Below are 24,441 nucleotides of genomic sequence, written 5' to 3' on the forward strand. Positions count from 1 at the left end.
ATGCGCGTCTTGCAGTTCGTAACGTTCGTTTTCACGATGCTCGCCGCGATCGCACCTGCGCTGGCGCACTCGCTCGAGGAGGTCGATCAGGACCTCCGCGACAAGGAGCAGTATTTCCAGCCCGTGGACAGCGGTGCGCCCGCCTTCACCTTGCAGGACGCGGCGGGCCGCACCGTCGGCCTCGGGGACCTCCGCGGCAAGGTCGTCGTCCTCAATTTCGTCTACACCAACTGTCCGGACGTCTGCCCGCTGCACGCCGAGCGGATCGCCGAGATTCAGAAGATGATCAACCAGACGCCGATGAAGGAGATAGTGGAGTTCGTCACCATCACCACCAACCCGAAGCATGATACGGGGGCCGTGCTCCGGGACTACGGCGAGGCGCACGGCCTCGATCCCGTAAACTGGGTCTTCCTGACCTCTTCGCCTGACAAGCCCGAGGACGCGACGCGCAGGATCGCCGAGGCCTACGGCCTCAAGTTCACCGGAGGCGAGGACGGCATGCAGATGCACGGGATCGTCACCCACGTGATCGACCAGGACGGCCGCCTCCGCGCCCGTTTTCACGGGCTGAAGTTCGAACCCGTCAACCTCGTCGTCTTCGTCAACGCCCTGACAAACCGGCCCCAGAAGCCGCACCCGCACGCGCAGCCCGGCTTCTGGGACAAGCTCAAAGGATCGCTGCCATGGTAGCTGCTGACCTGTCCCCATTGCGGTTTCGGCCGGCGGGAGACCATGCCGACCGATGCCTGCCAGTTCTACTATGAGTGTACCAACTGCAGGACACTGCTGCGTCCCCGCCCCGGGGACTGCTGCGTGTTCTGTTCGTTCGGTTCGGTGAAGTGTCCCCCGGCACAACAGCAGCTTCGATGCTGCGAGTAGGTTTTGCGGGGTCACCGCTGGACCAACTCCAGAGGAGAAGCCCTGCTACACCGCAAACCGAAGGAGTCTTCTGCTTCCATAGAGCGCCCATCCAAGGCAATGGCCGAGGAAGCAGATCGTCAGGACCATATAGGTGAGCATCACCACCGTGACCATCGTGCCGGCATCAAGCCTGTCGAAGGGTGACAGCTGATGAAGCAGGTTGGCCCACCAGCCAAAATTCAGGCTCCATCGGCAGGCAGCCTCGTCACATGCGTTTGCAATGAAAGGCAGGCTCACGGCCGACCAGGCGAGGAAAATGAAGCCGGAGCTTTTCCAGTTGTAGCTGCGGCTGCGTAGCAGCCTGTGCACCTGTCGTCCCTTGGCAATAGTCAGGACAATGAAGGCCAGTATATAAAGCAATATCCACATCTCACCGCTCAATGCTTACCTTTGAAAGCTTCATTGTTAGCAGAGAGATGTTGCTGCGGGGTTCAATCGATAAGTAAATAATTTATGACAAAGCTTGTTCGCATAGGCCCGAGACCGGTACGGGTCTCCGTCATCGCGGCCGGGCGCTGCCTTCATACATGAAGGTCATCGGCTTCGGCCCTTTCATATAGCCGGTCTCGACCCGGTCGACCCGAAAGCCGCCCTCCTCTATCAGCGACCGGATCGGACGGTTGAGATTGCAGCCGCCGCTGATGCGCCGCCAGATCGGGTTGAGGCAATCCTGGCACCAGCGCACACCGCGGTCGGGCGAAAGCCCGTGCTCGACGAAGAGCAGCCTGCCCCCGGACCTGAGCACGCGGCGCATTTCCGCAAGTGCTGTCGCCGCCCCGGGGATGGTGCACAGGGTCCAGGTCGTCACCACCGTGTCGACGCTCCCGTCATCGAGCGGGATCGCCTCGGCGGACGCTTCGATGAAGTTGACCGGGATCGCGGAATGCGGCACGCGGCGCGCCATGGCCGTCAGACTAGGCGAAGGCTCGAGCGCCAGGATTTCCCGGACCGCCGGGCGGTAGTGCGGCAGGTTGAGGCCGGATCCGCTGCCGATCTCCAGGACGCGCCCCTCCGCCGCACCGATCACCCGCTCGCGATAGGGAAGCAGTCGCTCGTTGCGCATGGAACAATCGCAGAGTTTCGGCAGGATGACGTCGCTGTAGATGCCCATCGTTTCCTCCCCGGCCACGGGCCGCGCGTCTCGATAGATTGGATCATGTTGCAACGGAGATAATTTGGAAAGTGGGTGGTGCCGCCTGTTAATCCGCCGTAGCGCCGCACGTCCGCAGACGCACGGCGCCATGCGGGCGCCTTCACCCGGCCCTTGGCTCCGCCGGCTGCCATATGCTGACCTGACGCGTCTCGGGCATCAGGATCAGTGCGAGCACGAAGCATATGGCGGGAACGACGATCGGATAGATCAGCGCGTAGCCGATGCTGTTCGTCGCGGCGAAAGCCGCCGAGGTGACGAAGGGCACGAGGCCGCCGCCCCAGCCGTTGCCGATGTGATAGGGCACCGACACCGAGGTGTAGCGGATCCTGCCGGGGAAATATTCCGCCAGGAACGCCCCGACCGGCCCATAGACCATGCCGACGTAGCACACGAGGATGAAGATGATGAAGATCGCGGTCGGATAGTTGATGTTGTCCGGCTGGGTCACCGTTCCGAGCCACAGATACAGCGGGTAGTAGGTGATCGCGGCGAGCAGCATGCCTCCGAGGATCACCGGCTTGCGGCCGACGATGTCGGAGAGCCACCCGAACAGGATCAGGCTCGGCGTTGCAAGGAGCAGCGCTGCGCCGACGATGTAGGACGAGCTCAGCGCATCCACCTTGGAAACCTGCTGCAGGAAATAGAGCGCCCAGAACTGGCCGCTGTACCAGACCACCCCCTGCCCGATCAGCACGATGGTGGCGATCCCGACATACTTCATGTTGGAGCTGAGGAACGCTTCCTTCCAGGGGTTTCGGGTCGTCTGCCCCCTGGCCTTGATCTCGGCGAAGATCGGCGTCTCCCGGAGCTGGAGCCGGATGTAGATGGCGATGGCAACCAGCAGGAACGACAGCAGGAATGGTACGCGCCACGCCCACGCCTCGAAGACCTCATTGCCGAAATAGGTGCGCGTGGCGATGACCACCGCCAGCGACACGACGATCCCGAGCGTCGGAGAGGTCTGGAGCCAGCCGGTGTAGTAGCCGCGGCTTTCATCGGGCACATGCTCGGCGACATAGGTGATGGCGCCGCCATACTCGCCGCCGAGGCACAGGCCCTGGATCATCCTGAGGCCGAAGAGCAGGAATGCGGCGGTGAGGCCGATCGCCTCATAGGTCGGGATCAGGCCGATCGCGCCGGTACCGAGTCCCATCCCGCTCAACGTGATCAGGAACGTGTATTTGCGGCCGACCCTGTCACCCATCCAGCCGAAGAGAAACGCTCCCAGCGGACGGATCAGGAAGCCTGCGGTAAACAGCGCAATGGTGCTCAAGAGTGCGGCGACCGGATGCGATGGTTCGAAAAACTTGACCGACAGCACCGCGGCCAGGCTGCCGAAAATATAGAAGTCATACCATTCGATGATGTTGCCCACCGACGCGGCGACAATCACGCGGCGGAAATCCGTCGGGGCCTGGATAGCCATGTTTCTTCCTCCGTTTCAACACATGGCCCCCAAAATTGTCGGGCATCCTAACACAAACCATGGGCAAGCAAAAACCGGTCTTGCTTCCGGAAAGCGGGAGAATCCAAAGTAACGGCTTGTTTCGACTTCCTGATTTCGCCGAACACAGTACCGTTACTATGAATAATTACTTCATCGATACCGGCCGGCACCGCGGCTGCCGCCGCAATTCTGGAGCGGGATGAGGAACGGTGTCGGCGCGGTTTTCCGCCCGCATCGCGCGTCTCAACTCATTAGAGCAATTCCAGGAAAAGTGTGTAACGGTTTTCCGTCCGGAATTGCGTAATTTCAAATAGTTAGATCATTTCACTGTTTCAGAGAAACAATGAAATGATCTAGAATCCATCACGTTTATGATCTCAGGTCGATTCGACCTCAAGTCATCGCGGTCTAGCGTGGCGCCCTTGCCGCGAACAAAGCCGCCGCGAGCATCAGCCCCGCCGCCGCCAGCGGCAGCATGAAGAAGCCGCTTCCGGCATAGGCCGCGCCGAAGCCGATCGTGCCGGCGAAGAGGGCGAGATAGGTGACGCCGCTGTTGAGCCCCATGATGGCGCCCCGTCTTGCGGCATCGAGCGCGGTCAGCCGCATGATGAGCACGTTGAGCCCGAAGTGGTTGGCGAGCCCCCAGAGAAATACCACCGCCAGGATGGCAACGTAGGAGCCGCTCGCCGCCGCCATCGCGACGTAGACACCGGCGACGGCGAGGAAAATGAGCGGCAGCAACCTGCCCGCACCGAAGCGATCGATCAGCCGGTCGAGAAAGGCCGCGCCGCCGAAGCCGAAGCCGTAGGAGACCGCAACGAGGCCGTTGGCGCTGACAGGCAGGCCGAGCGCGGCATGGAGGTGATCGCCGATATAGGCGTAGACACCATAGAAGGCCGCCATGAACACCGCGCAGGCGGAAAGAAGCGGCGCGACGCCGCGAACGCCGAGCGCCGCGAGCGGCGATGTCGCCCTCACCCCACCAACCTGCCTGCCCCCTGAATCGTCCGTGACTGCATCCTCCGTGCCGGCGACGAACCGGACAGCGGCGCAGGCGACAAGGGTTGCGGTGGCGACGACGATATAAACCGTCCGCCACCCGGCGAAATCGGCGATTGCCGCCGACAGCGGCACACCGGCCACCATGCTGAGCGTCCAGCCGGTCAGCACCAGGCCGATCGTCTCGCTCTCGCGCCCGGCCGGCGCGATGATCGAGGCGAGTGTATAGATGGAGGGAAGCGCGACGCCCGCGGCGATGCCGACGATGAGCTGGAAAGCGACCAGCAGCGGCAGCGCCGGCGCGGCCGCGCTGCCGCCAAGCCCGGCGGCAAGCAGGATGAGCGCCGCCGCCAGCATGCGGCGCGGGCCATGGCGGTCGATGAGGCGACCAAGGAAGACGGCGCTCGCCGCCGTGCCGAGACCGAAGGCGCCCGAAGCGGTCATCACGGCGGGCACATCCGCGCCGAGGCTCCGCGCCACTTCCGGCGCGATCGGACCGAGCGCCAGCGAGTTGGAGCCGATGACGCCAATGCATGTGGTCAGCACGAAGGCGAAGGGCGGGATGCGCGCCCTCTCCGCGGATAGGCCTGGAATGGATTGATTGAGGTTCGTCATTGCCGCATATTTGCAGAACTGCATTCGGCAACAAGAGGCGATTTCGGAATGGACCAAAATACAGATGACATTCGGCGGAAGCGTCGCGCCGACCGTGAACTCGACGCGATGGACCGAAAGCTGTTAGGCGTTCTGGTCGAGGACGCCACCACGAGCTACGCCGAACTCGGCGAACGCGTCGGCCTTTCGCCGCCGGCCGCGCACGAGCGCGTGAAGCGCCTCAGGCGCTCGGGCGCGATCCGGCGCGTGGCGGCTCTGGTCGATCCCGAGGCGGTGGGCAAGACGCTGCTTGCCTTCGTCCATGTCGACACGACCGGCTGGGGCAAGACGCCGGCGTTGCTTGCGATCGAGCAGCATCCTGAGGTCGAGGAGATCCACTCGGTCGCGGGCGACACCTGCATGCTGCTCAAGGTTCGGACCGAAAGCACCCACGCGCTCGAAGGGCTGCTGGCGCGCCTCTACGACACGCCCGGAGTCAAGGCGACACGCAGCTATGTGGTGCTTTCGACCTATCTGGAGCGGCCGGTGCAGCCGGGCACGACGAGCGAATGGCCGACCCTGGTGAAAGGCCAAGAACAAGGCGTGGCTCATCAGGATTAACCACCTTCCCGCGATATGCTATAGAGGCTGCAACCGACTACTGCACGTTTCCTTAAATCGTGCCGGTTCGAGGACAGAAACATGCAGCAACTCAAAGTGCTACGGCGTCCCTTGCACGTCTGACTGGACGCGCGGCGCCGGGAGGTAGCCATGTCGACTTTCCGAAATGCAGTTGTCTCGTTGCCTGGCAAAGAACGCATCGCAAGAACGCCTTTCGGCGCAAGGGTCGTGATCCATGTCACGGCTGCAGAGACCGGAGGCGCGTTCGCGATGTGGGAAACCTTCACGCCGCCCGGAGGGGGGCCCCACCCTCATACACACACACGCGAGACCGAGGTCTTTCGCGTCATACGCGGTCTCTATCGTTTCCAATGCGGCGACGACGAGTTCGACGCCCCTCCGGGTGCCGTCGTCGTTCTGCCACCGCATGTGCGACACGCCTGGCGAAACATAGGCGACGAGCCGGGCCAGATGTTCGGCACCGCCACGCCGGGTGGTTTCGAGCAACTGTTTATCGACATCGAGGCTTCTCGTGCAGATACCCCCGAGAAGATCGCGGTGATTGAAGCGCGTCTGGGGATCATCAACGAGATGACGCTGGCTCTCGGACTGGGAGCATGACCGCCTTCCCTCGCTCATCGATCTCACGGAAGCCGCGGCGTGCCGGCCGGTCCGGCGGTTGACGGCAGCAACCGCCGCGCTAACCTTTTCTGAGCCGGAGGGAGAAATAGCCGATGTGCGGACGCGTCTATATCAAGAGCACGCTGGAAGGCCTGTTTCGCGCCTTCTCCTTCGCCCAGCGCGAGGCCGGCGCCGAAGCGCTGGCGAACCAGTTTCCCCGCTACAATGGCGCACCGACGCTTTTCTACCCGATCATCATCCGCGACGTGGTCCGGGATCCGGACGTTTTCGGGCCAACCTTCGTCAGTGCGCGATGGGGCCTCGTTCCCGGCTGGATGAAGCAACAGCGACCCGGCCGGCCGCCGATCAACGCGCGGCGCGAAGGCATCTCGACCAATGGCATGTTCAAGTGGGCCTATGCGAACCGCCGCTGCCTCATTCCGATCGACGGCTTCTTCGAATGGAAGGACATCTACAGCACCGGCAAGAACAAGCAGCCATACGCGATTGCCATGCGTTCCGGCGAGCCCTTCGCGCTTGCCGGCATCTGGGAGACCTGGCGCGATCCCGAAACCGACGAGGATATTCGCACCTTCTGCGTGATCACCTGCCCGCCGAACGACATGATGGCGACGATCCATGACCGGATGCCCGTTATCCTGCACCCGGAAGACTATGCGCGTTGGCTGTCGCCGGAGCCGGACCCTTACGACCTGATGACGCCGTTCCCGGCCGAACTGATGACCATGTGGCCGATCGACAGAAAGGTCGGGTCGCCCAAGAACGACTCCGCGGACATCCTGGATCCGGTCGATTGACAGGAACCATTTGGATCAAGCCAGCCAATTGCCCGGCGAGCGAATGTAAGCGGGAATGAGCAGCGGTCATGACAACAGCCGAACTTTCCGACCTCTACCGAGGCTACATTCAGTGCCTGAACGACCAGGATTGGCCGAACCTCGGAAAGTTCGTTCATGACGACGTTCATTACAACGGCGAGCGGATCGGGCTCTCGGGCTATCGCAAGATGCTCGAAGGCGATTTCGACGCGATACCCGACCTCTATTTCGACATCGAGCTGCTGGTGTGCGAGCCGCCCTACAGCGCCGCGCGTCTTATCAGACGCGCAAAGGACGCTGTAGCACTTTGAATAGCTGCATGTTTTTTTCCTTAAATCGGCTGCGATTTAAGGAAACATGCAGTGATTGCGAGCCGCCTGCGTTTCGACTGCACGCCTACAGCGCCGCGCGTCTTATCAGACGCGCAAAGGACGCTGTAGCCCTTTGAGTTGCTGCATGTTTTTATCCTTAAATCGACTACGATTTAAGGAAACATGCAGTAGAGGCATGCTGTTTGGCCTCCCCGTCAACGGCCGGAAGGTCCGGTTCGCCGAAAATGTCTTCTACGAGCTTGTGGAGGGACGGATCGAAAGGGTCTGGTCGATCATAGACAAGGGTGCGATTGAAACTCAGCTGGGGTAGTTTCCAAAGCGACGCAACCATGAAGAAGAGTGATCCGATGGACGGAAAAGCAGAAGACTCTCCCTCTCGGCTGATCGATGCCAGAATCGACGAGCTTGGCGATTGGCGGGGCGAAACGCTCGCCCGGGTTCGAGCGCTCATCCGGGAGGCCGACCCCGAAGTCATCGAAGAGTGGAAATGGCGGGGCGTTCCGGTGTGGTCGCATGCCGGCATCATCTGCACCGGCGAGACTTACAAGCAGGTGGTGAAGTTGACCTTCGCCAAGGGCGCTTCGCTGGAGGACCCCGCAAGCCTCTTCAACTCCAGCCTCGAAGGCAACACCCGGCGTGCCATCGATATCCGCGAGGGTGAAAAGATCGATGAGGAAGCGATGAAGGCACTGATCCGCGCCGCCGTGGCGCTGAACACGTCGGCCAAAGCTGCCCGTTCGCAGAAGAAACCGAAGAGCGCCTGATCTGTCTGGGCAGCGCAGCGCGCCGATTCCGGACGTTCGCGGCGCATCTACCCGCAGATCAGGTCGATTGCCGCGCCGCTGAGCTTGTCGAGCGCATCCCGCGGCTCGCCGGCTCGCGCGCGAACGGCGAGCGAATGCATGATCGCCGAGGCCACGGATGTCAGCCCGGCGGCGTCTGCTTCCGGGTCGAGCTCGCCCTCGGCAACTGCCTTGCGAATACGCCCCTCCAGAACGGCATTGAAAGCGGCGAGGCTCTCCTGCAGCACGCGACGAACGGCCGGCCGGTGCACGGCCTCGACCGACGCGGTTCCGATAAGCAGGCACCCGCGCGCCGCGTCCGTCGACGCCATGTATACGTCCGCCGATTTGCGCAAGACCTCTGCCAGTTCCGTCCTCAGCGGCAGCTTGCCGCTCAGGGTTTCTCTCAAGGCATCCACACCGGCGTCGCGGTAACGCTCTAGCGCCGCAATATACAGGGCCTCCTTGTCGCCGAATGCTCCGGCGAGGCTCGGACGTGTCATCTGTGTTGCCGCGCTGAGGTCGTCAAGCGATGTCGCGGCGAAACCAGCCGACCAGAAGAGATCGCTCACGCGCTCAAGTGCCTGTTCCCGATCGTATTGCACCGGCCGCCCGCGTTTTGCATTGGTCATTTATATTCGAACTCGCATAAAAAGATTGACGTTACCTGAATTATATGCGAACTCGTATAAATGTCGAGCAGCAGTCAGGCCCGACCTATTTCGAGATCGGAGGAACCCATGAAGCTCTATATCCAGCAGGCGGCCTGTTCCCTGTCGCCTCACATCATCGCGCGGGAACTCGAACTTGATATCGAAATCATAGAGGTCGAGCGCGGAACGCAGAGGACCAGCGACGGAGAGGACTTTCTTGCCATCAACCCGAACGGATACGTGCCGGTGCTTGTGCTGGACGACGGCGAGATCCTTACGGAAGGCCCCGCAGTCGTCCAGCACTTGGCCGACATCAAGCCGTCTGGCGACCTCGCACCGCGCGATGTCCGTGAACGCCGGCGCATCCAGTCGCTGTTGAACTTCGTGTCGAGCGAGCTCCACAAGCCGATGGTTCAGATGTTCTATCCCGATTATGCCGCGGTGAAGGATGTGCTTCGAAAGCATGTCACGGCCCGTCTCGACTGGATATCGGCCCAGTTTGCCGGAGACTTCCTGACCGGCGACCGCTTAAGCGTCGCGGATGTCTATCTCTTCGTCTGCCTCAACTGGTCTCCGTGGCTGGACATCGATCTGTCGCGCTGGCCGGGGCTCGAAGCGTTCATGCGCCGGGTCGGCGCTCGTCCTGCGGTGCGTGAAGCGCTCCGCGCCGAACGGCTCGCCCATCGCGCCAATGGCGTGTTCTTCGCGCCGCACGCAACGGCGTGAGGCGAACAGGGAGGTCATGATGACAAGCGATAGCTTCAAAGACCCGGCCAGCTTCAAGGATCCTGCCAGCTTCAAGGATCCGGCCAGCTTCAAAGACCCGGAAAGCCTCCGGACCGCCGAAATTCTGGCGCGCTTCAACCAGGTGTTCCTCGACCACGACCCTGCGGCCCTGCAGGATCTCGTTGCCGATGATTGCGTCATCGAAAACACCCAGCCGGCACCGGACGGCTCCCGTCATGAAGGCAAGGCAGCCTGCCTGGAGCTTTGGACGAAGATCGCCACGATGCCCGCTGCGCACTTCGAAACCGAAAGCATCATCGCGCGCGGCGATCGCGGCGAAATCCGCTGGCGGCTGATCTGGGGGCCGGAGCACCGCGATTCCGTGCGTGGGGTAAATCTCATGCGTGTGCTGAACGGCCGGATCGTGGAGGCCCAGGGATATGTGAAGAGCGGCTGACCTCCACATAGCCAGCAGGGCTACTGCATGATTCCTGAAATCGGGATCGTTTTAAGGACAAAATCAGGCAGCAAATCAAAGTGCTACAGCGACCTTTGCGCGTCCCATCACAGTATATGACGGCAACTTAAGTGGCATTGGCGGATGCTTCTTTCGCCCTCATCCCTGTGCTCGTCACAGGGATCCAGCAGCGCCGCGTCTGCGGCGCGGAAGAGTCATTTCAGCCCAAGGACTTGGGCTGGCTGGATTCCTGTGACAAGCACAGGAATGAGGCTCGGAAGAGAAGCCTTGCCGTACCGCAACCGACGAGGCTGAAGCGGACTATGTCGTGTACTGTGGTTTCCGATTGGACGCTCGGCGCTGGAAAGTCAGCTTCGATCCCGCCTGTCAGGAGAGAGACAGGCAGGATTGCTGTTGGCCAGCCAGAGCAGTTCCAGGAAAAGTGTCTAACGGTTTTCCGTCCGGAATTGCGTAAGTTCAATGATCCGCGACCACGAATGACAGATTATGCGGCGCCAGTGCGTCGAGATAGTCGCGGGCATCGAAAACGGCACCCGGCGCCTGCGCCCCACTGCCTCGCGCCCTGCCGTCAAGAATGCGCTGGACGGCTTCACAGATGAGCGGCGCCGAGAAGGCGTAGATGTCTCGCCCCTCAACCGCGATCCGCCGTATCTGCTCGCCCTTTCGCAAGGTCGCCTCGACCAGGAAGACCTGCGCGGATCGGCCCTCTTCGTCGGCGGGCTTGGGCGGCGGCGTCGCCGGATCCCGAACGTCGCTCAGCGCGGTGCGATTGAGATAGGTGCGCAGCTCGGATGACCGCGTATGTCGCGAAATCACGACGATCTCGGAAAACGGGAGCTCGATGACCTTCTGGCGCGCAAACGGCGCCGGGAAATCCCAGTCCATTTCGGCGGCTGGCTGAACCACCGGCGCAAGCTCACCATTGGCAACGATCATGCGCCGCGCGGTGTTCTTCACGCCCGTTATGCGCGTGCCTTGCGTCGGATGCCAGCTGTCGAGCGCGATCCCTACCCTGATCTCGTCGGCGAACTCCCAGTCGCCCATGGCTGTCGTAACGAGCAGGTCGGCAAAGCCGCCATAAAAGCCCATGGCCGGAATGAAGAGCACGCCGGCATCGCGCGCCTGCTTGTCGAATTTGTCGTAGATCGCCTGCGCGCTCGGTTGCTCGGCCGTCACGTCGAGATAGTGGATCCCCGCACGAAGCGCCCCGGAAGCGACGGCATCTGCGGTATCGAGAAAGGGCCCGGCACAATTGATGATCGCGGCCGCACCCTTGAATGCCTGATCGAGCGAGTCCGGGTCGTCTGTCGAAGCACCCCTGACCTCGATGCCGCGATCCGCGAACTCCGCCAGTTTCGCCACGTCGCGTGCGACGGCGATCGGGGTGAAGCCGCGGCGCAAGAGTTCCGAGACGACGAAACGCCCCGTATGCCCGGCAGCCCCGAATACGGCCACAGTCCGATCCTGCTTCACAGCTCCTGATGAGTGAACAGTCATTGCCTTCCTCCACGCTACAGACCTGTTTGTTCGATATCGCTACAAACAAGTCTGTAGCATGTCAAGCATGACTGTGCTACCTGCTTAAATCGGAGCCGATTTAAGGAAGCATGCAGCAATTCAGGGTGCTACAGCGTCTGAAAAAGACCCACGGCGCTGTAGCTTGCCGGCATTGGAGGTAAGCGATGACGAAAAGCGCGGCCAAAGCGAACGACCACGATGCCGTCGACGTGCGGGACCGGATCCTCGAAACGGCGTCGACACTCTTTTACACACGGGGCGTGCGGGCCGTCGGAGTTGATCTGGTGGTCGAGCAGGCCGGCGTCGCCAAGACCAGCCTCTATCGGCATTTCGGCACGAAGGACGATCTCGTCGCCGCCTTCCTCGCACGCGAGGACCAGGATTTCTGGAGTACATGGGACCGCGTGGCTGAAAAGTACAAGGATGACGCGCGAGCGGAGCTCGACGCGCATCTGGAATGGATCGGCGAGCGGGTCGGGCGGCGGAACTATCGCGGTTGCCCGCAGATCAACGTTGCCGCGGAGTTCCCGGAAGCCGACCACCCGGCGCGCAAGGTCGCGGCAGCCCACAAGCGTGAAATGCGGCGTCGGCTGAAGGGGATCGCGGAGCGGCTTGGCGTCGGCCGCCCGGACGAGCTTGCCGGTCAGCTCGCATTGCTTGTCAACGGCGCATTCGTCAGTTCGCAGGTTCTTGAAGCGGGCGAAGCCATTCCGCTCCTGCGGCGAACCGCGCACGCGCTGACTGCCGCCGCCGGGCAATAGGAAGGTCGCAGCTGCAATTCCATAGCGGATGACGTGTTGTCCTGCTGATCACACGCGCTCGACACCACGCGACTTTGGGAAGTGGTGCGCGATACGCTTGAGCTGCGTCTCGGTCAGCCGGAATTGGTCAGACATTGGTAAATCCTCCTGCCGCACTGAGTCACGAAGGCGTGGCTGATGGAAGCTGGAAGATCCGCGACGCCCGCTTTGCGCCAAGAGCGGTCACCCGGTGCGGTGACATAGGGCGAGACGTTCCAGGCTTCGCGCCGGTAGTACCCTACCAGCCTGCGCCGCCTACAGGTGCCGGAGCTTGTTCGAAACACTCGATCAGCATTTCGGTAAGGACACGTACCTTCCTTGCGGGAAACTGCCCCGGCGGGCGGATGACATATATGCCTGCCGGAGGCGGGGGATAGCGTGTCATGACCGGAACCAGCGCGCCGGACGCTACATGATCATGGGTTACGCCATCGGGGATCCAAGCTATGCCAACCCCTGCCAATGCGGCGGCGGCGAGAGCCAGAGCGTTGTCGGCCTTGAAGCGTCCCCGTGGATGAACCGTAATGATCTCGTCGCCATCCATGAATTGCCAGGCTTCCGTCCCTTGCATCAGGGCCTGGTGGGCGACGAGTTCCTCCGGCGTCTCGGGGGAACCATGCGTTCTTATATAGTCCGGGCTTGCGACCAGCCTTCCGTAAAGCGGACCGACGCGTCTTGCGATCATGTTGGAGTCCTGCAGATAGCCAACCCGGATAGCGCAATCAAAGCCTTCCGAGACGAGATCAACGAAACGGTCGCTGTAGGACGCATGGATGTGGAGCTGGGGGTGCCGTCGCGCCATGTCCGCGAGCACGGGAGCGAAGTGGGTCGGGCCAAAGGAAAGCGGCACGGCAATTCTCAAGCGGCCGCAAAGGTCACCGGCGGGTAGGATCGTTTCCCTGGCCACGTCGATCTCGGCACAGACCCTTGCCGCATGGTCCCGAAATGTGATCCCGGCCTCTGTGAGAGCCGCGCCGCGGGTCGTTCGTGCAAGAAGCTGGACGCCAAGTTCCGCTTCAAGCCGGGCGAGCCGCCGACTGACCATTGACTTGGAGACGCCGAGCCGCCGCGCGGCGGGCGAAACACCCCCGGCATCGGCCACTTCCACGAATGTCCGCAGGTCCTCGATATCCAATTCGGCGTTCCCCATTCCGCGACACAGCTTGGCACAAAGCGAGGCTACCGTATTACAAACGGGAATGACAGTGTTCGTTTCGCAGGCGGCGCGCGCTGTCAGCGCATGTCTGCCGGTAAACCGATCTCACACAAAACGGCAGCAGAGGATTTATCCATGACCTTTCGTAACGGCCTTGCTTCGCTTCTCCGTCCCGAAGATTCGGTCCTCGTTTTGATCGACCATCAGCCCTACCAGCTCGCAAACCTCAACAGCCACGATCCGCACATGGTGGTCAACAACACGACCGCGCTGGCGAAGCTAGCAAAAGCTTTCAATGTTCCGACCATTCTCACCAGCGTGATCGCGGCGCGCGGTGGACTTCTCTTTAAGCAGATCACCGACGTATTTCCGGACCAGGAAGTCATCGATCGCACCTGGGTGAACACCTGGCAGGACGAGAATGTGGTGAACGTCGTCAAGGCGACCGGCCGCAAACAACTGATCATCGCCGGCCTGTGGACCGAGGTTTGCGTCGCAATGCCTGTGATCCAGGCCCTTGGCGAAGGCTGGGACGTGACCGTGATCACCGACGCGTCGGGCGGGATTTCGAAGGAGTCTCACGAAGTTGCCATCCAGCGAATGATCGCGGCTGGCGCGAACGTGATGACCGTGATGGCGCTCGCTGGCGAATGGCAACGCGATTGGGCGCGCACCGAGCATGTCGAGGAGCTGACCGAGATTCTCATCCAGCACTTCGGCGGTAGCGGCATCGCGTTCCTGTGGGAGCAGCAACTGCTCAACACACCGGTACCGAGCAACGCAGGCTGATCTGAGCGGGGATGACGAAGACCTTGGACGAGGCGATGCGAACAGTGCATCGCTTATCCATACTCGTCATCCCCATTCGCTGGATGCGAAGGCTCGATGTCTCGTTTGGGCCGAAAGCTGTCATCCAACACTTACGCTGTCGCTCATTTATGGGTCGTGACCCTGGATCGTTTTGGTGTTCCAGTGAAACACTGAAACGATATAACTCTTTGAAATGACGCAATTCCGGGCGGAAAACCATTACACGCTTTTCCTGAAACTGCTTCAGGATCTGAGGTCAACGGAACAGCGGACGTGCGGTACTACATCCCGCTCAACAGCCTGTAGGCGATCATCCACATGACGGCGGCGATGGCGGTATCCAGCACCCGCCATGCCGACGGCCGCGAGAAAATCGGGCGCAGCCACTTGGCACCGTAGCCAAGCGCGAAAAAGAACAGGAACGAAGCCGACATGGCACCGGCGGCGAACAGCATCTCCTCGCCCGGAAAGCGGGTCGCAATGGTGCCGAGAAGGACGACCGTATCCAGATAGACATGCGGATTGAGCCAGGTGAGCGCAAGGCAGGTCGCAAAAGTCGGCCAGAACCTTGAAGAGACCTCTTCCCCGACCGTCAGGGCTCCGGAAGATCGAACGGCGGAACGGAGGCTTTTCGCACCATACCAGATGAGAAAGGCGGCTCCGCCAAACCGCATGGCGGGGTCAAGCCAGGGCAGCATGGCCGCAATTTGCCGCAGGCTGGTAACGCCCAACAGGATCAGGATGGCATCGGAGACGCCGCAAGTAAGGCACACGGCGAACACATGCTCGCGCCGCAATCCCTGGCGCAGAACGAAGGCATTCTGCGCACCGATTGCGACGATCAGGCTCAGGCCCATCATCAGGCCGGTCATATAAATCGGAAGGTTCATGCTGGCGAATGCTCCGCGAACGAGTCGGCATTTCTCTAGCGGAGACCGGGGAGTTAGGATAATTAATTCAGATAATCCCGATTAAGAAGAGCTAATGGCATGCTCGATTACCCGGCGCTTCACGCCGTCGCGACCGTCGTCCAGACCGGCAGCTTCGAAAAGGCGGCAGCCGCATTGAACGTCACCCCCTCGGCCATCTCCCAGCGCGTGAAGCAGCTTGAAGAACGCCTCGGCGTAGTTCTGATCGTCCGGGGAAACCCGTGCACGGCCACCGAGAAGGGAGCCTGGCTCTGCCGCCACATGGAGAATGTCGGCATGCTGGAAGGCGAACTGATGGAGCATCTTCCGTCGCTTGCCGATCCTGACAAGCCGCGCGAGCACGTGACGTTTCACATTGCGACCAATGCCGATAGCCTTGGAACATGGTTCCTGCCCGCCATATCGAATTTCTCCAGGCGATCCCCCTATCTCCTGAACGTTGCCATCGATGACCAAGACCATACGGCCGAATGGCTCCAACGCGGCCGCGTGCTCGCCGCTGTCACCAGCCTCGAAAAGCCGATCGCGGGCTGCCGGCGCACGTCACTCGGAGCTCTGCGCTATCATGCAACGGCAAGCCCCGAATTCATGGCGAAATATTTCGCTGATGGCGTGACAGCCGAGGCGATCGGGCGCGCGCCCGCGCTGACCTTCAACCAGAAAGACAGGCTGCAAAGCCGCTGGATTCGTCAGGCCTTCGGACAGGACCTTGCCTATCCCACCCATTGGCTGCCGTCGACGCAGAGTTTTCTCGAGGCGAGCCTCCCCGGCATGGGCTGGTGCATGAACCCTGCCCTCCTCGCAGGAGAGCACCTGGCTTCCGGGCGGCTCGTCGAACTCATCCCCCATACCCCGCTCGACGTGCCGCTCTTCTGGCAGATCAACCGCCTCGCCGCCGACCGGCTGGTGGACCTGACGCGCGAGGTGGTCGCCACAGCGAAATCGCGGCTCCTCGGGTGATCCCGCAACGTCGCTCGTTCAGGCAAGCGAGTGCCACGGTATTGACCCTCGGACGGCCTACCGTTCCTCGGGTGGTTTGAGCTGCCGAAACTGCTGTAACAACAGAAGGTCGTAGGTGATCTTCAGCGCAGCACAGATGACGAGGGGCGAAGATCGATAGGATGCCGCAAAGAGCGCTCCCGCCAGGGCGGGGCTGGCTGCCGCGGCCAGACTGCGCGGCACGGATGTGAAGCTCGCGGCCGCGGCCCGCTCCGCCTCCGTGACAACGGCCATCACATAAGAGGAGCGCGTCGGCACATCCATCTGCGACAGCGCCGCCCGGACCAGCAGCAGGGCCAGCACAAGGGGCAAGGTGGGCGCAAAAGCCGCCAGCAGGAGGGCAATGCTCGACGGGATGTGGGTGAACACCATCGTGTTGATCAGGCCCACGCGCCGTGACAGCCATGCGGCGACAGGAAACGAGAACGCCGACAGCACGCCCGACCAGAAGAAGAACACCCCGGCTTGCGCGAGCGACAGATCGAACCGCTCGAACAGCCACAGCGCGAGCAGCGACTGGACGACGAAGCCGCCGGCGAAGGCATCGAGGCTGAACAGGGCTGCGAGCTTCAGAACGATGGCGCGAGAGGGACCGAGCGCGGCGGTCTTCGCAGATTCGTGGCTAACGATACGCTTTGGTATGCGGGCATAGAGAAGGCCGCCGGCAATGCCCAGGAATGCGTAGAGCACGAACATCAGTTTGATTGCGGTCAGTCGGTCGAGCCCCATGACGGTTGAGAAATCCGGCGACGCGCTCGCGAGCGCACCCGCGGCGCTCGCGAGCGCCCCGACGAGGCTGTAGCGCGCAAACATCCTCGTTCGCTCCGCATCGCTCACTTCGCGGGTAAGCGCCGCGTGCTCCAGCGGCACGAAGACACTGACGCTGCCGGCCGAGGGGTTGATCGTGCCGGCAAATGCGACGACCAGCAGCAGCCAGTAATCGTGTACCAGGGACATGGCGACGCCCGTCGACGTCATCAGGCTCGCGGCAGCCAGAAGCATCCGGCGAAGATCGTGGCGCGCGCCGAGGAACCCGACGGCACTCGTCAGGAGCGCGGAGCCGAAGAGCGATGCCGTCGCGATGATGCCGACCTGCAGCGGCGAAAATCCGAGAGCGAGCAGATAGACCGGCAACAGGATCGCGACGAAGCCGTCGCCGAAGTCACGTAGAGCGCGCGCTCCGAAAAGATATGTCGCCGGATGGGTGCTTTGCACTGATCTCACGATTTCCATCGCCCAGCGCCCTCCTGCGCTCAGCTTTGACGTCTACGACATCAAGAGCGTCCAGATCATACCGGCGACCGCGCAGGCGAGCAGCGTCGCGATGACCGACGCGCGGAACCGGAAGATCGCAACCCCTGCGGCCACCGTCAGCCCGAGCGACGGCAGAACCAGCGAACTCAGTACAGGCACATCGAGCGAGAACCGTCCGATGTTCCACGCCACGACCTCCGCAAACAGCGTGTGCAGGCCGAACCAGACGGCAAGGTTGAGGATCACCCCGACGACGGCGGCGGTGATCGCCGACATCGCGCCGGTGAGCGCCACGTTGTTGCGCAGCCGTTCGATGAACGGCGCTCCCAGAAAGATCCACAGGAAGCAGGGAACGAAGGTCACCCACGTCGTCAGGATCGCCGCGAGCGTCGCCGCCGTCATCGGGTTCAGCGATCCGGGATCGCGGTAGGCTCCCATGAAGCCGACGAACTGTACCACCATGATCAGCGGGCCAGGCGTCGTCTCGGCCATGCCGAGACCGTCGAGCATCTCGCCGGGTTCCAGCCAGCCGTAATGCTGGACCGCCTCCTGTGCGACATAGGCAAGCACCGCATAGGCTCCGCCGAAGGTGACGACCGCCATCTTGCTGAAAAACATGCCGATCTGGGTGAAGACGTCGTCGACGCCGAGAAAGGCCGTGATGAGCGCCAGCGGCACGAACCAGAGCGCAAGGAACACCGCCGACACCCGCAGCGACCAGGCGAGGTTCGGGCGGGCATGGGCCGGGGTCTCCTCGCCGAGAACCGAGTCCTCGTCCTTGAGGATCGGACCGGTCCCCGCCTTGTGACCGCCGCCGACCCTGAAAAGCGGCGAACCGGAACGGCCGCCGACATAGCCAATGATGCCTGCGGCGAGGATGATCAGCGGAAATGGCACGCGGAAGAAGAAGATGGCGATGAAGGCCGCCGCGGCGATTCCGATCATCAGCCGGTTCTTGAGCGCCCTGCCGCCGATCCGGAAGACGGCCTGGACGACGACGGCGAGCACCGCCGCCTTCAGGCCGAAGAACAGGCCCTCGACCACGGTGACATTGCCGAAGGCGGCGTAGATGTAGCTTAAGCCCAGGATCGCGAGAAAACCCGGCAGCACGAAGAGCGTCCCGGCGACGAGGCCGCCGGCGGTTCGGTGAAGCAGCCAGCCGATATAGACGGCGAGCTGCTGCGCTTCCGGTCCGGGCAGCAGCATGCAGTAGTTCAGGGCATGCAGGAAGCGGTGCTCGCCGATCCAGCGCTTCTCATCAACGAGGATGCGGTGCATCACTGCGATCTGCCCGGCCGGGCCGCCGAAGCTCAGGGCCGCCACCCTCAGCCAGACCCGGACGCCTTCGCTGAACGGGATGCCGTGGTTGTACGGCTGCCGCGCCGTATCCGGCGCGGCCTCGTCGGCGGTATCGGTCATCTCAGGCATCCTTTTTCGGCGACGGCCAGTTGTGCGTTTCGTCGGTCGCATCGCGGCACCAACGGTAGAAGGCGTCATAGAGCAGCATGCCTGCCTCGAGCTGCTCGAGGTCGTCGGCATACATCCGCGACAGGCCAAGCGATGCGGCAAGCAGGCCCGGGGCTTCCGGAGCGAGATCGAGGCGGGCTGTGTCCGCGCCGCGCACGATCGTCGCCAGCCGCAGCATCGGTTCCGTCGCAAGACCGAATTCCTCGACCATCACGTCGAAGGTGCAAAGCTCGCCCCTGTGGCTCCAGCGGATGGGCGCATCAATGTCGAAGGGGGTTGCGGCGAAACGTTCGCCGACCATCTCGACCTCGGAAGGCGACACGTACAGGAAAACCGCCCGCGGATCGACAAAACGGCGGATCAGCCAGGGGCAGGCAATGCGGTCGATCTTCGGCCGCGCCCGCGTCACCCAGACAGTGCGTCCGCCGGCATCCCGCTCCGGTATGGCGGATACCGGCACGGCCGGATGGCCGCCCGCTGCCCAGGCCTCGAAACCGCCCTCGAGCACCTCGGCGGCAATGCCATAGTTGCGAAGCCAGGCGGCAACGCCATAGCTGAGCTTCTTGCCGCGATGGCAGATGACGACGGCGGCGTCGCTATCGATCTCCGCAGCCCAGTCCTGCACGCTGCGATAGTCGCGCCGGACCGATCCCGGCACCAGGCGCGGGTCAACCTCGAAGTCCTCGTCGATGCGGACGTCGATGAGCGCAGGGCATTTCGGGGTGCCTATCAGGCGGGCGAGTTTGTCAGGAGAAATTTCAAGAAGTGACGACATGGCGCGTCCTCCGGGTGAGCGGTTGAATGGACGCGATACTTCGGCTGTCGCCTCGTGGGGTGATCGCGACCCCATGCGCGATCTTTTGCTCGCTTTGACCGGAGCTGTCAAGGCGGATCGACCGGTCCGTCAGCGCATGAATGACCAAGGCGGCGGCGCTGACCGGCATGTGGACCTGACGCGCGAAGTGGCCGCAGGGGCGAAGTCGCGACTTCTCGGGTGACCGCATTTTGGCACGCCATGCGGTCGCGTTTTGCTGTTGCCCTGAGCGTTGCCAGAAGTATTCATTCACCCTTATATTTGCAGGATGGAAATCCGTCGAGCGTCCGATCTGGATCAAGATGCCATTTGGCGGATCATTGGCCCCGTCATAAGGGCGGGAGAGACGTACGCACTGGACCGCAATTTGAGTAGGGATGAAGCGCTCGCCTACTGGCTCGGCAAGGATCGCGAGACATTTGTCGCCGAAGAGAATGGAGCGGTCGTCGGTACGTATTATATCAGGGCAAATCAGGCCGGTGGTGGCAGCCATGTTTGCAATTGTGGGTACATGACTGATCCGTCTGCCGTCGGGCGTGGTGTGGCGAGAGAGATGCATGCGCATTCGCTCAACCGCGCAAGAGAACGGGGTTTCCGTGCCATGCAGTTCAATTTTGTGATCAGTACAAATGAACGCGCTGTGCGTTTATGGAAATCACTCGGATTTGAGGAAGTGGGACACCTTCCGGGTGCATTCCTGCATCCCGCAAAGGGCTATGTCGACGCGTTGGTGATGTACCGAACGCTGTGACTCTACGCTTCAGACAGGCGGCAAGCCGCCAGCCAAGCCATACCCCGGTGGGAATGGCGATGCGGCAAGTCGCCATCAGTGTCCAGTCGTTGCCCGCCGGTTTCACCAGCTGCAGCCGCGGCAACGCCTTCGTTGCGTTTCCGACAGTGAAGAACAGACTCGTCGTTCCCGCATAGATTTCCTTGCTAAGGCCCAGTGGCAGCAAATACATCGCCAGCGGCGGTCCGCCCGAATGCGCGACCATGGTGGTGATTCCCGATGTGAGACCGGCGGCGATCGCCTTCGGTGACGAACGCGGACGGCTTGTCTCCTTCCCGCCTCCCGCTCGGCGCTGTAGTCTCTCGCCGCCCGAGCAATCTTTTGCAGGTTGCGTTTATGCGGGATGCGTCCTTTGATGCCGATTGCAAGCGAAGGTCTGCTTGGGGGCAAGCATGGACGGTACGCATTTCTTTGAACTGGTGATCGCGATGTTCCTCGCGATCATAGCGCTACACTACGCCGCTCACAGACTGGGGCTGCCGCCCGCGGTCGCACTGCTCGCCGGCGGTGCGCTACTTGCCTTCCTGCCGGGCCTACCCGCAATCACAGTCGACCCCGGGTTGGTTCTCGTCATCTTCTTGCCGCCGTTGCTGCTGGACGGTGCCTGGTCGATCGCCGTCCAGCGGCTCCGGCGCCACATCCTCGGCATTGCCTCCCTTGCTGTCGGTGCGGTCTTCTTTACCTGTGCCGTCGTAGCGGTCGTGGCGCATCTCATCTTTCCATCACTTCCCTGGGCCGCGTGCGCGGCGCTCGGGGCGATCGTATCGCCGCCCGACGCCGTCTCGGCACGCGCCGTGCTGGAACGGGTAAGGCTTCCACGCCGGCTTCAGATTCTGTTGGAAGGAGAAAGTCTGCTGAATGATGCAAGCGGTCTGGTACTCTTCCGTTTGGCCGTTGCCGCAGCCGCGACCGGAACCTTCAGTGCGGTCGAGGCAGCAGGTAACTTCTTCCTTCTTGCGGTCGGCGGGGCAATTGTAGGCGGCATAGTCGGAACAGTTTGGGTCAGGTTCGTCCGGCTGCTGGGTGATCAATATCTCATCATCGCTGCCACGACGCTCCTGGCCTGGATTTCCTATCTGATCGCAGAGCAGCTTCATGTTTCCGGTGTCATCGCCACGGTGACGACGGGCCTGATCGCGACATGGCATCAGCATACCGTGCTTTCGGCCGCAACGCGGATGCGGGGATCAGCTTTTTGGACGGTGGTAATCTTCCTCATGGAAGCTGCGGTTTTCATTTTGATTGGGCTGTCCTTACGGGACGTCGTTGAGCGCGGCGGCGGCTTCGGCACCGTGGTTGCAACCATGGGGCTGCCGATCCTCGCGATTCTGGCGACTCTGGTCGTCGCACGCTTCATCTGGGTGCTCGCCTCGGACCTCGTCATCAACCTATGCAACAGGCTGGGGTTTGCGCGAACACCGCCTCTTGGAGCTGGTGGCGCGATCGTCCTGAGTTGGGTGGGCGTCCGCGGCGTGGTCACCCTTGCCTTGGCACTTAGCTTGCCGGAAGGCTTTCCGGGTCGCGACTTCATTCTGGTCACGGCGTTTGCGGTCATTGTCGGAACGGTGCTCGTGCAGGGTACGACGCTCGGGCGTGTAATCGCTTGGGCAGGGTTGACGGAGCCGGATTCGGAACGCGCTCGCCTGACCATGAGCCAGGCAGAGGCCGCCATGGCGCAGGCCCAATTGGCCACCATTCAAAGCTTGGCATACGACGTTGACGGAAACCTTATTCATCCTCAATTGCTGGAAAGATATAAGCGCAGAGCGGTCGTAATCGTCGACTACGCGGAGCGCACCGAGGATTACGCTCCGACGCTTCATGCCCATTTCGACGTCGTCCTGGAGGCCGTGGCGACGGGACGCCGGGAACTTATCCGCCTCCATCGCGCCGGCGATATCGATGACGAGACTTTGCGTGAACTGGAGCGCGATCTCGACCTCGAAGAGTTGAGCGCGATATCGGCGAAAGCGTAAATTCGACCTGAGGGAACAAGCCTCGATGTCCGCTTCTGGCGCATTCGGACGAGCGCCGACGACGGGTCTCGGCCCGAAGCGGACTTCCGATTGCCCTAAATCCAGAAAGTGATATCCGAACTTACGCAACTTCAATGGCGTTGAACGGAGTAGGAAATGAGTGATTTCAGTTGCTGGTTTTGCAAGCAGACTATCGAAGAACACGACGTCAAAGCGGTGGCGATTGAGATTTCAAATCTTTGGTTTTCGGGAGAAAATCAACCTATCCAATCTTTTTGGGCTCATTCAAAGTGCGCACAGCAAAATCTTAGCGGCGGATACATTTTCGACCCTGACGACCTCATAAACCCACAGTAACTACACTTAGATCGAGCAATAGCGTAATGACCGCAATTGGCGACTTCCGGACGAGCGCAGACGACGGGTCTTGGCCCAAGGCGGTCGCCTTGCAGTCGAGCGCTTATTTCAGGAGCGAGCGGCACGCTCCGGCAAGCAATTTGCGCAGCAAGATCCGGTGAATCTTCAAGGTAGATGGCCGCTGCTGCATCACCCGCGGAGCGGACATTTCGGGAAATGGCGATCGAGTCCAGCATTCTATTTCAGACATTTCTGACCGTAGGCCCGAAACGGTCATGACCTCCTCACTTCTCCACCGGAAGGCTAAAAGTTGATTGCGATACTCCTCTTAACAGACTAAAGCGGAGGGCGAGATTCATCTGAGGGGGTATACCATGGAGAGTGCACGCAAAATCGCAACCGTATTCGGGTTTCTGGCCGTTCTGGCGGCCGGCACCGTTCATGCTGAGGACGCGAAGACGCTGACGATTACCGATGACCGGGGCGTCAAGGTCGAGGTTCCGGTCCAGCCGAAGCGGATTGCCTCGATTTCCTATTTCGCCGACGACGTCGCCTTGGCGCTCGGTATCAAGCCGGTTGCCAGCACCTACATGACGGCGGGCCGCGAGCCGGAATTCCTGCTCGGTCTGACCAGGGACATGAAGCAGATCGGCCAGCGTGCAAAGCCGAACCTTGAACTCCTGTCGGAAGCGAAACCCGATCTCATCGTCGCCATCCGGCGTTACACTGTCGGCAACGCACCGCAGCTCGAAAAGATCGCGCCCTATGTTGCCTACAACATGGAACTTCTGGATGGCAGCGACAGGGAGATCGCCGAGCTTTCCAAGATCCTCGGCAATCCCGAGCGCGGCGTTGAGCTGAACAAGGAATTCCGCGAGCACCTGGCCGAATTCGCGGCAAAGGCCCCGAAGAACGTGCATCCGCGTTTTGCAATCATGTGGGGCGGCGAGACGCCGTTTGCATTCCACAACGAAAATACCTCAGCCTCCATCGTCAACGCCATCGGCGGCGACAACATTGCCGGGGCCATGACACCGGGCGGCGAGTTCGGCGTCGATCTCAGCCTGGAAACCATGCTCGAGAAGGACCCGGAAGTCCTGTTCATCTATGACTCCGGACCGGACCGCCCGCATGAAAACAACCCGATCTGGCAGGAACTGACGGCAGTCAGGAACAAGCGGGTCTTCTATGTCGGCGACCAGTGGGTCGAGACGAATGGTCCGATCGCCCGCGAGATCGTTCTGCGCGAGGCCGCCCATTACCTCTATCCCGACGTATTCCCGGCGGTCGATGTCAAGGCGGAAGCCGCCAGGATCATTCCGGCTCAAGTCCAGAACTAGATCTCATTTCACAGTTTCATTGAAACAGTGAAATGATCTAACCCTTTGAATCTACGCAATTC

The 24,441-nt window shown here is 61.7% G+C and carries 28 protein-coding genes and 2 pseudogenes; 18 read left to right on the forward strand and 12 right to left on the reverse strand.

Translation table 11 applies throughout. From position 1 onward, the window contains the following. On the forward strand, positions 1 to 693 hold the full coding sequence (locus RB548_RS09960) for an SCO family protein (RefSeq protein ID WP_331374764.1): 693 nt from the start codon (positions 1 to 3) through the stop codon (positions 691 to 693). 42 nt (positions 694 to 735) lie between these two features. Further along, positions 736 to 882 (forward strand): GDCCVxC domain-containing (seleno)protein, encoded by a 147-nt coding sequence (locus RB548_RS09965; protein WP_331374765.1) that lies wholly within the window; start codon positions 736 to 738, stop codon positions 880 to 882. A gap of 45 nt (positions 883 to 927) precedes the next feature. Here RB548_RS09965 and RB548_RS09970 read toward each other — a convergent pair whose 3' ends face one another. The 4 genes from RB548_RS09970 to RB548_RS09985 form a co-directional block, all read right to left on the reverse strand. Continuing rightward, the gene (locus RB548_RS09970; RefSeq protein WP_331374766.1) at positions 928 to 1,284 is read right to left on the reverse strand and encodes a hypothetical protein; all 357 of its coding nucleotides are present in this window, start codon (positions 1,282 to 1,284) and stop codon (positions 928 to 930) included. A gap of 139 nt (positions 1,285 to 1,423) precedes the next feature. After that, on the reverse strand, positions 1,424 to 2,035 hold the full coding sequence (locus RB548_RS09975) for a class I SAM-dependent methyltransferase (RefSeq protein ID WP_331374767.1): 612 nt from the start codon (positions 2,033 to 2,035) through the stop codon (positions 1,424 to 1,426). 142 nt (positions 2,036 to 2,177) lie between these two features. Continuing rightward, the gene (locus tag RB548_RS09980; protein WP_331374768.1) at positions 2,178 to 3,503 is read right to left on the reverse strand and encodes an MFS transporter; all 1,326 of its coding nucleotides are present in this window, start codon (positions 3,501 to 3,503) and stop codon (positions 2,178 to 2,180) included. Positions 3,504 to 3,932: 429 nt separating this feature from the next. Beyond that, positions 3,933 to 5,138 (reverse strand): MFS transporter, encoded by a 1,206-nt coding sequence (locus RB548_RS09985; protein ID WP_331374769.1) that lies wholly within the window; start codon positions 5,136 to 5,138, stop codon positions 3,933 to 3,935. A 48-nt stretch (positions 5,139 to 5,186) separates the two neighbouring features. Here RB548_RS09985 and RB548_RS09990 point away from each other — a divergent pair, with 48 nt between their 5' ends. From RB548_RS09990 to RB548_RS10015, 6 genes and pseudogenes are all read left to right on the forward strand, one after another. Continuing rightward, on the forward strand, positions 5,187 to 5,738 hold the full coding sequence (locus tag RB548_RS09990; RefSeq protein WP_331374770.1) for an Lrp/AsnC family transcriptional regulator: 552 nt from the start codon (positions 5,187 to 5,189) through the stop codon (positions 5,736 to 5,738). Positions 5,739 to 5,888: 150 nt separating this feature from the next. Further along, a complete protein-coding gene (locus RB548_RS09995; protein ID WP_331374771.1) occupies positions 5,889 to 6,359 on the forward strand; it encodes a cupin domain-containing protein in 471 nt (156 codons plus the stop codon). 113 nt (positions 6,360 to 6,472) lie between these two features. Continuing rightward, complete coding sequence (locus tag RB548_RS10000) at positions 6,473 to 7,177, forward strand: SOS response-associated peptidase (RefSeq protein WP_331374772.1); 705 nt, start codon at positions 6,473 to 6,475, stop codon at positions 7,175 to 7,177. Between the two features lie 68 nt (positions 7,178 to 7,245). After that, positions 7,246 to 7,476: pseudogene (locus RB548_RS10005) on the forward strand (ester cyclase); the annotation flags it as partial. Between the two features lie 229 nt (positions 7,477 to 7,705). Beyond that, a complete protein-coding gene (locus RB548_RS10010) occupies positions 7,706 to 7,840 on the forward strand; it encodes an ester cyclase (protein WP_408642408.1) in 135 nt (44 codons plus the stop codon). 37 nt (positions 7,841 to 7,877) lie between these two features. Then, positions 7,878 to 8,294, forward strand: a complete 417-nt coding sequence (locus RB548_RS10015; protein ID WP_331374773.1) for a DUF1801 domain-containing protein — start codon at positions 7,878 to 7,880, stop codon at positions 8,292 to 8,294. A gap of 47 nt (positions 8,295 to 8,341) precedes the next feature. Here RB548_RS10015 and RB548_RS10020 read toward each other — a convergent pair whose 3' ends face one another. Continuing rightward, complete coding sequence (locus RB548_RS10020) at positions 8,342 to 8,944, reverse strand: TetR/AcrR family transcriptional regulator (RefSeq protein ID WP_331374774.1); 603 nt, start codon at positions 8,942 to 8,944, stop codon at positions 8,342 to 8,344. A 108-nt stretch (positions 8,945 to 9,052) separates the two neighbouring features. On the opposite strand from RB548_RS10020, the gene RB548_RS10025 reads away from it, so the two are divergent. Both RB548_RS10025 and RB548_RS10030 read left to right on the forward strand, forming a co-directional pair. Beyond that, on the forward strand, positions 9,053 to 9,691 hold the full coding sequence (locus RB548_RS10025; RefSeq protein ID WP_331374775.1) for a glutathione S-transferase family protein: 639 nt from the start codon (positions 9,053 to 9,055) through the stop codon (positions 9,689 to 9,691). Between the two features lie 19 nt (positions 9,692 to 9,710). Further along, the gene (locus tag RB548_RS10030) at positions 9,711 to 10,148 is read left to right on the forward strand and encodes a nuclear transport factor 2 family protein (protein ID WP_331374776.1); all 438 of its coding nucleotides are present in this window, start codon (positions 9,711 to 9,713) and stop codon (positions 10,146 to 10,148) included. Positions 10,149 to 10,625: 477 nt separating this feature from the next. Here the strand turns inward: RB548_RS10030 and RB548_RS10035 are convergent, their stop codons facing one another. After that, positions 10,626 to 11,666 (reverse strand): saccharopine dehydrogenase family protein, encoded by a 1,041-nt coding sequence (locus tag RB548_RS10035; RefSeq protein ID WP_331374777.1) that lies wholly within the window; start codon positions 11,664 to 11,666, stop codon positions 10,626 to 10,628. A 185-nt stretch (positions 11,667 to 11,851) separates the two neighbouring features. Here RB548_RS10035 and RB548_RS10040 point away from each other — a divergent pair, with 185 nt between their 5' ends. Continuing rightward, positions 11,852 to 12,448, forward strand: a complete 597-nt coding sequence (locus RB548_RS10040) for a TetR/AcrR family transcriptional regulator (protein WP_331374778.1) — start codon at positions 11,852 to 11,854, stop codon at positions 12,446 to 12,448. 277 nt (positions 12,449 to 12,725) lie between these two features. Here the strand turns inward: RB548_RS10040 and RB548_RS10045 are convergent, their stop codons facing one another. Then, positions 12,726 to 13,622, reverse strand: coding sequence for a LysR family transcriptional regulator (locus RB548_RS10045; protein ID WP_331374779.1), 897 nt, complete (start codon positions 13,620 to 13,622; stop codon positions 12,726 to 12,728). Between the two features lie 156 nt (positions 13,623 to 13,778). Between RB548_RS10045 and RB548_RS10050 the strand changes: the two genes are divergently transcribed. After that, complete coding sequence (locus tag RB548_RS10050; RefSeq protein ID WP_331374780.1) at positions 13,779 to 14,432, forward strand: hydrolase; 654 nt, start codon at positions 13,779 to 13,781, stop codon at positions 14,430 to 14,432. A 302-nt stretch (positions 14,433 to 14,734) separates the two neighbouring features. Here RB548_RS10050 and RB548_RS10055 read toward each other — a convergent pair whose 3' ends face one another. Then, positions 14,735 to 15,343 carry a LysE/ArgO family amino acid transporter gene (locus tag RB548_RS10055; RefSeq protein WP_331374781.1) on the reverse strand — a complete coding sequence of 203 codons (609 nt, stop codon included), beginning with the start codon at positions 15,341 to 15,343 and terminating at the stop codon, positions 14,735 to 14,737. 99 nt (positions 15,344 to 15,442) lie between these two features. Here RB548_RS10055 and RB548_RS10060 point away from each other — a divergent pair, with 99 nt between their 5' ends. Beyond that, positions 15,443 to 16,342, forward strand: coding sequence for a LysR family transcriptional regulator ArgP (locus RB548_RS10060; protein WP_331374782.1), 900 nt, complete (start codon positions 15,443 to 15,445; stop codon positions 16,340 to 16,342). A gap of 57 nt (positions 16,343 to 16,399) precedes the next feature. Here RB548_RS10060 and RB548_RS10065 read toward each other — a convergent pair whose 3' ends face one another. From RB548_RS10065 to RB548_RS10075, 3 genes are read right to left on the reverse strand one after another with little or no spacing between them, the layout of a single operon-like run. Next, on the reverse strand, positions 16,400 to 17,605 hold the full coding sequence (locus RB548_RS10065; protein WP_331374928.1) for an MFS transporter: 1,206 nt from the start codon (positions 17,603 to 17,605) through the stop codon (positions 16,400 to 16,402). Between the two features lie 42 nt (positions 17,606 to 17,647). Next, the gene (chrA, locus tag RB548_RS10070) at positions 17,648 to 19,063 is read right to left on the reverse strand and encodes a chromate efflux transporter (RefSeq protein WP_331374783.1); all 1,416 of its coding nucleotides are present in this window, start codon (positions 19,061 to 19,063) and stop codon (positions 17,648 to 17,650) included. Next, the gene (locus tag RB548_RS10075) at positions 19,056 to 19,877 is read right to left on the reverse strand and encodes a sulfurtransferase/chromate resistance protein (protein WP_331374784.1); all 822 of its coding nucleotides are present in this window, start codon (positions 19,875 to 19,877) and stop codon (positions 19,056 to 19,058) included. The genes chrA and RB548_RS10075 overlap by 8 nt, the downstream gene beginning before the upstream one ends. Between RB548_RS10075 and RB548_RS10080 the strand changes: the two genes are divergently transcribed. Together RB548_RS10080 and RB548_RS10085 are read left to right on the forward strand one after the other, a co-directional pair. Next, the gene (locus RB548_RS10080) at positions 19,876 to 20,100 is read left to right on the forward strand and encodes a hypothetical protein (protein WP_331374785.1); all 225 of its coding nucleotides are present in this window, start codon (positions 19,876 to 19,878) and stop codon (positions 20,098 to 20,100) included. The genes RB548_RS10075 and RB548_RS10080 overlap by 2 nt on opposite strands. Positions 20,101 to 20,184: 84 nt before the next feature. Next, complete coding sequence (locus tag RB548_RS10085) at positions 20,185 to 20,667, forward strand: GNAT family N-acetyltransferase (RefSeq protein ID WP_331374786.1); 483 nt, start codon at positions 20,185 to 20,187, stop codon at positions 20,665 to 20,667. A 1-nt stretch (position 20,668) separates the two neighbouring features. Here the strand turns inward: RB548_RS10085 and RB548_RS10090 are convergent. After that, positions 20,669 to 20,986: pseudogene (locus RB548_RS10090) on the reverse strand (TSUP family transporter); the annotation flags it as partial. A gap of 112 nt (positions 20,987 to 21,098) precedes the next feature. Between RB548_RS10090 and RB548_RS10095 the strand changes: the two are divergent. The 3 genes from RB548_RS10095 (at position 21,099) to RB548_RS10105 (ending at position 24,379) form a co-directional block, all read left to right on the forward strand. After that, entirely contained in the window at positions 21,099 to 22,682 is a 1,584-nt protein-coding gene (locus RB548_RS10095) for a Na+/H+ antiporter (RefSeq protein ID WP_331374787.1), read from the forward strand. Between the two features lie 156 nt (positions 22,683 to 22,838). After that, complete coding sequence (locus RB548_RS10100; RefSeq protein WP_331374788.1) at positions 22,839 to 23,039, forward strand: hypothetical protein; 201 nt, start codon at positions 22,839 to 22,841, stop codon at positions 23,037 to 23,039. A gap of 374 nt (positions 23,040 to 23,413) precedes the next feature. Next, positions 23,414 to 24,379, forward strand: coding sequence for an ABC transporter substrate-binding protein (locus RB548_RS10105; RefSeq protein ID WP_331374789.1), 966 nt, complete (start codon positions 23,414 to 23,416; stop codon positions 24,377 to 24,379). Positions 24,380 to 24,441: the final 62 nt, after the last annotated feature.

The organism is Sinorhizobium chiapasense (genome assembly GCF_036488675.1).
Taxonomy (GTDB): Bacteria; Pseudomonadota; Alphaproteobacteria; order Rhizobiales; family Rhizobiaceae; genus Sinorhizobium; species Sinorhizobium chiapasense.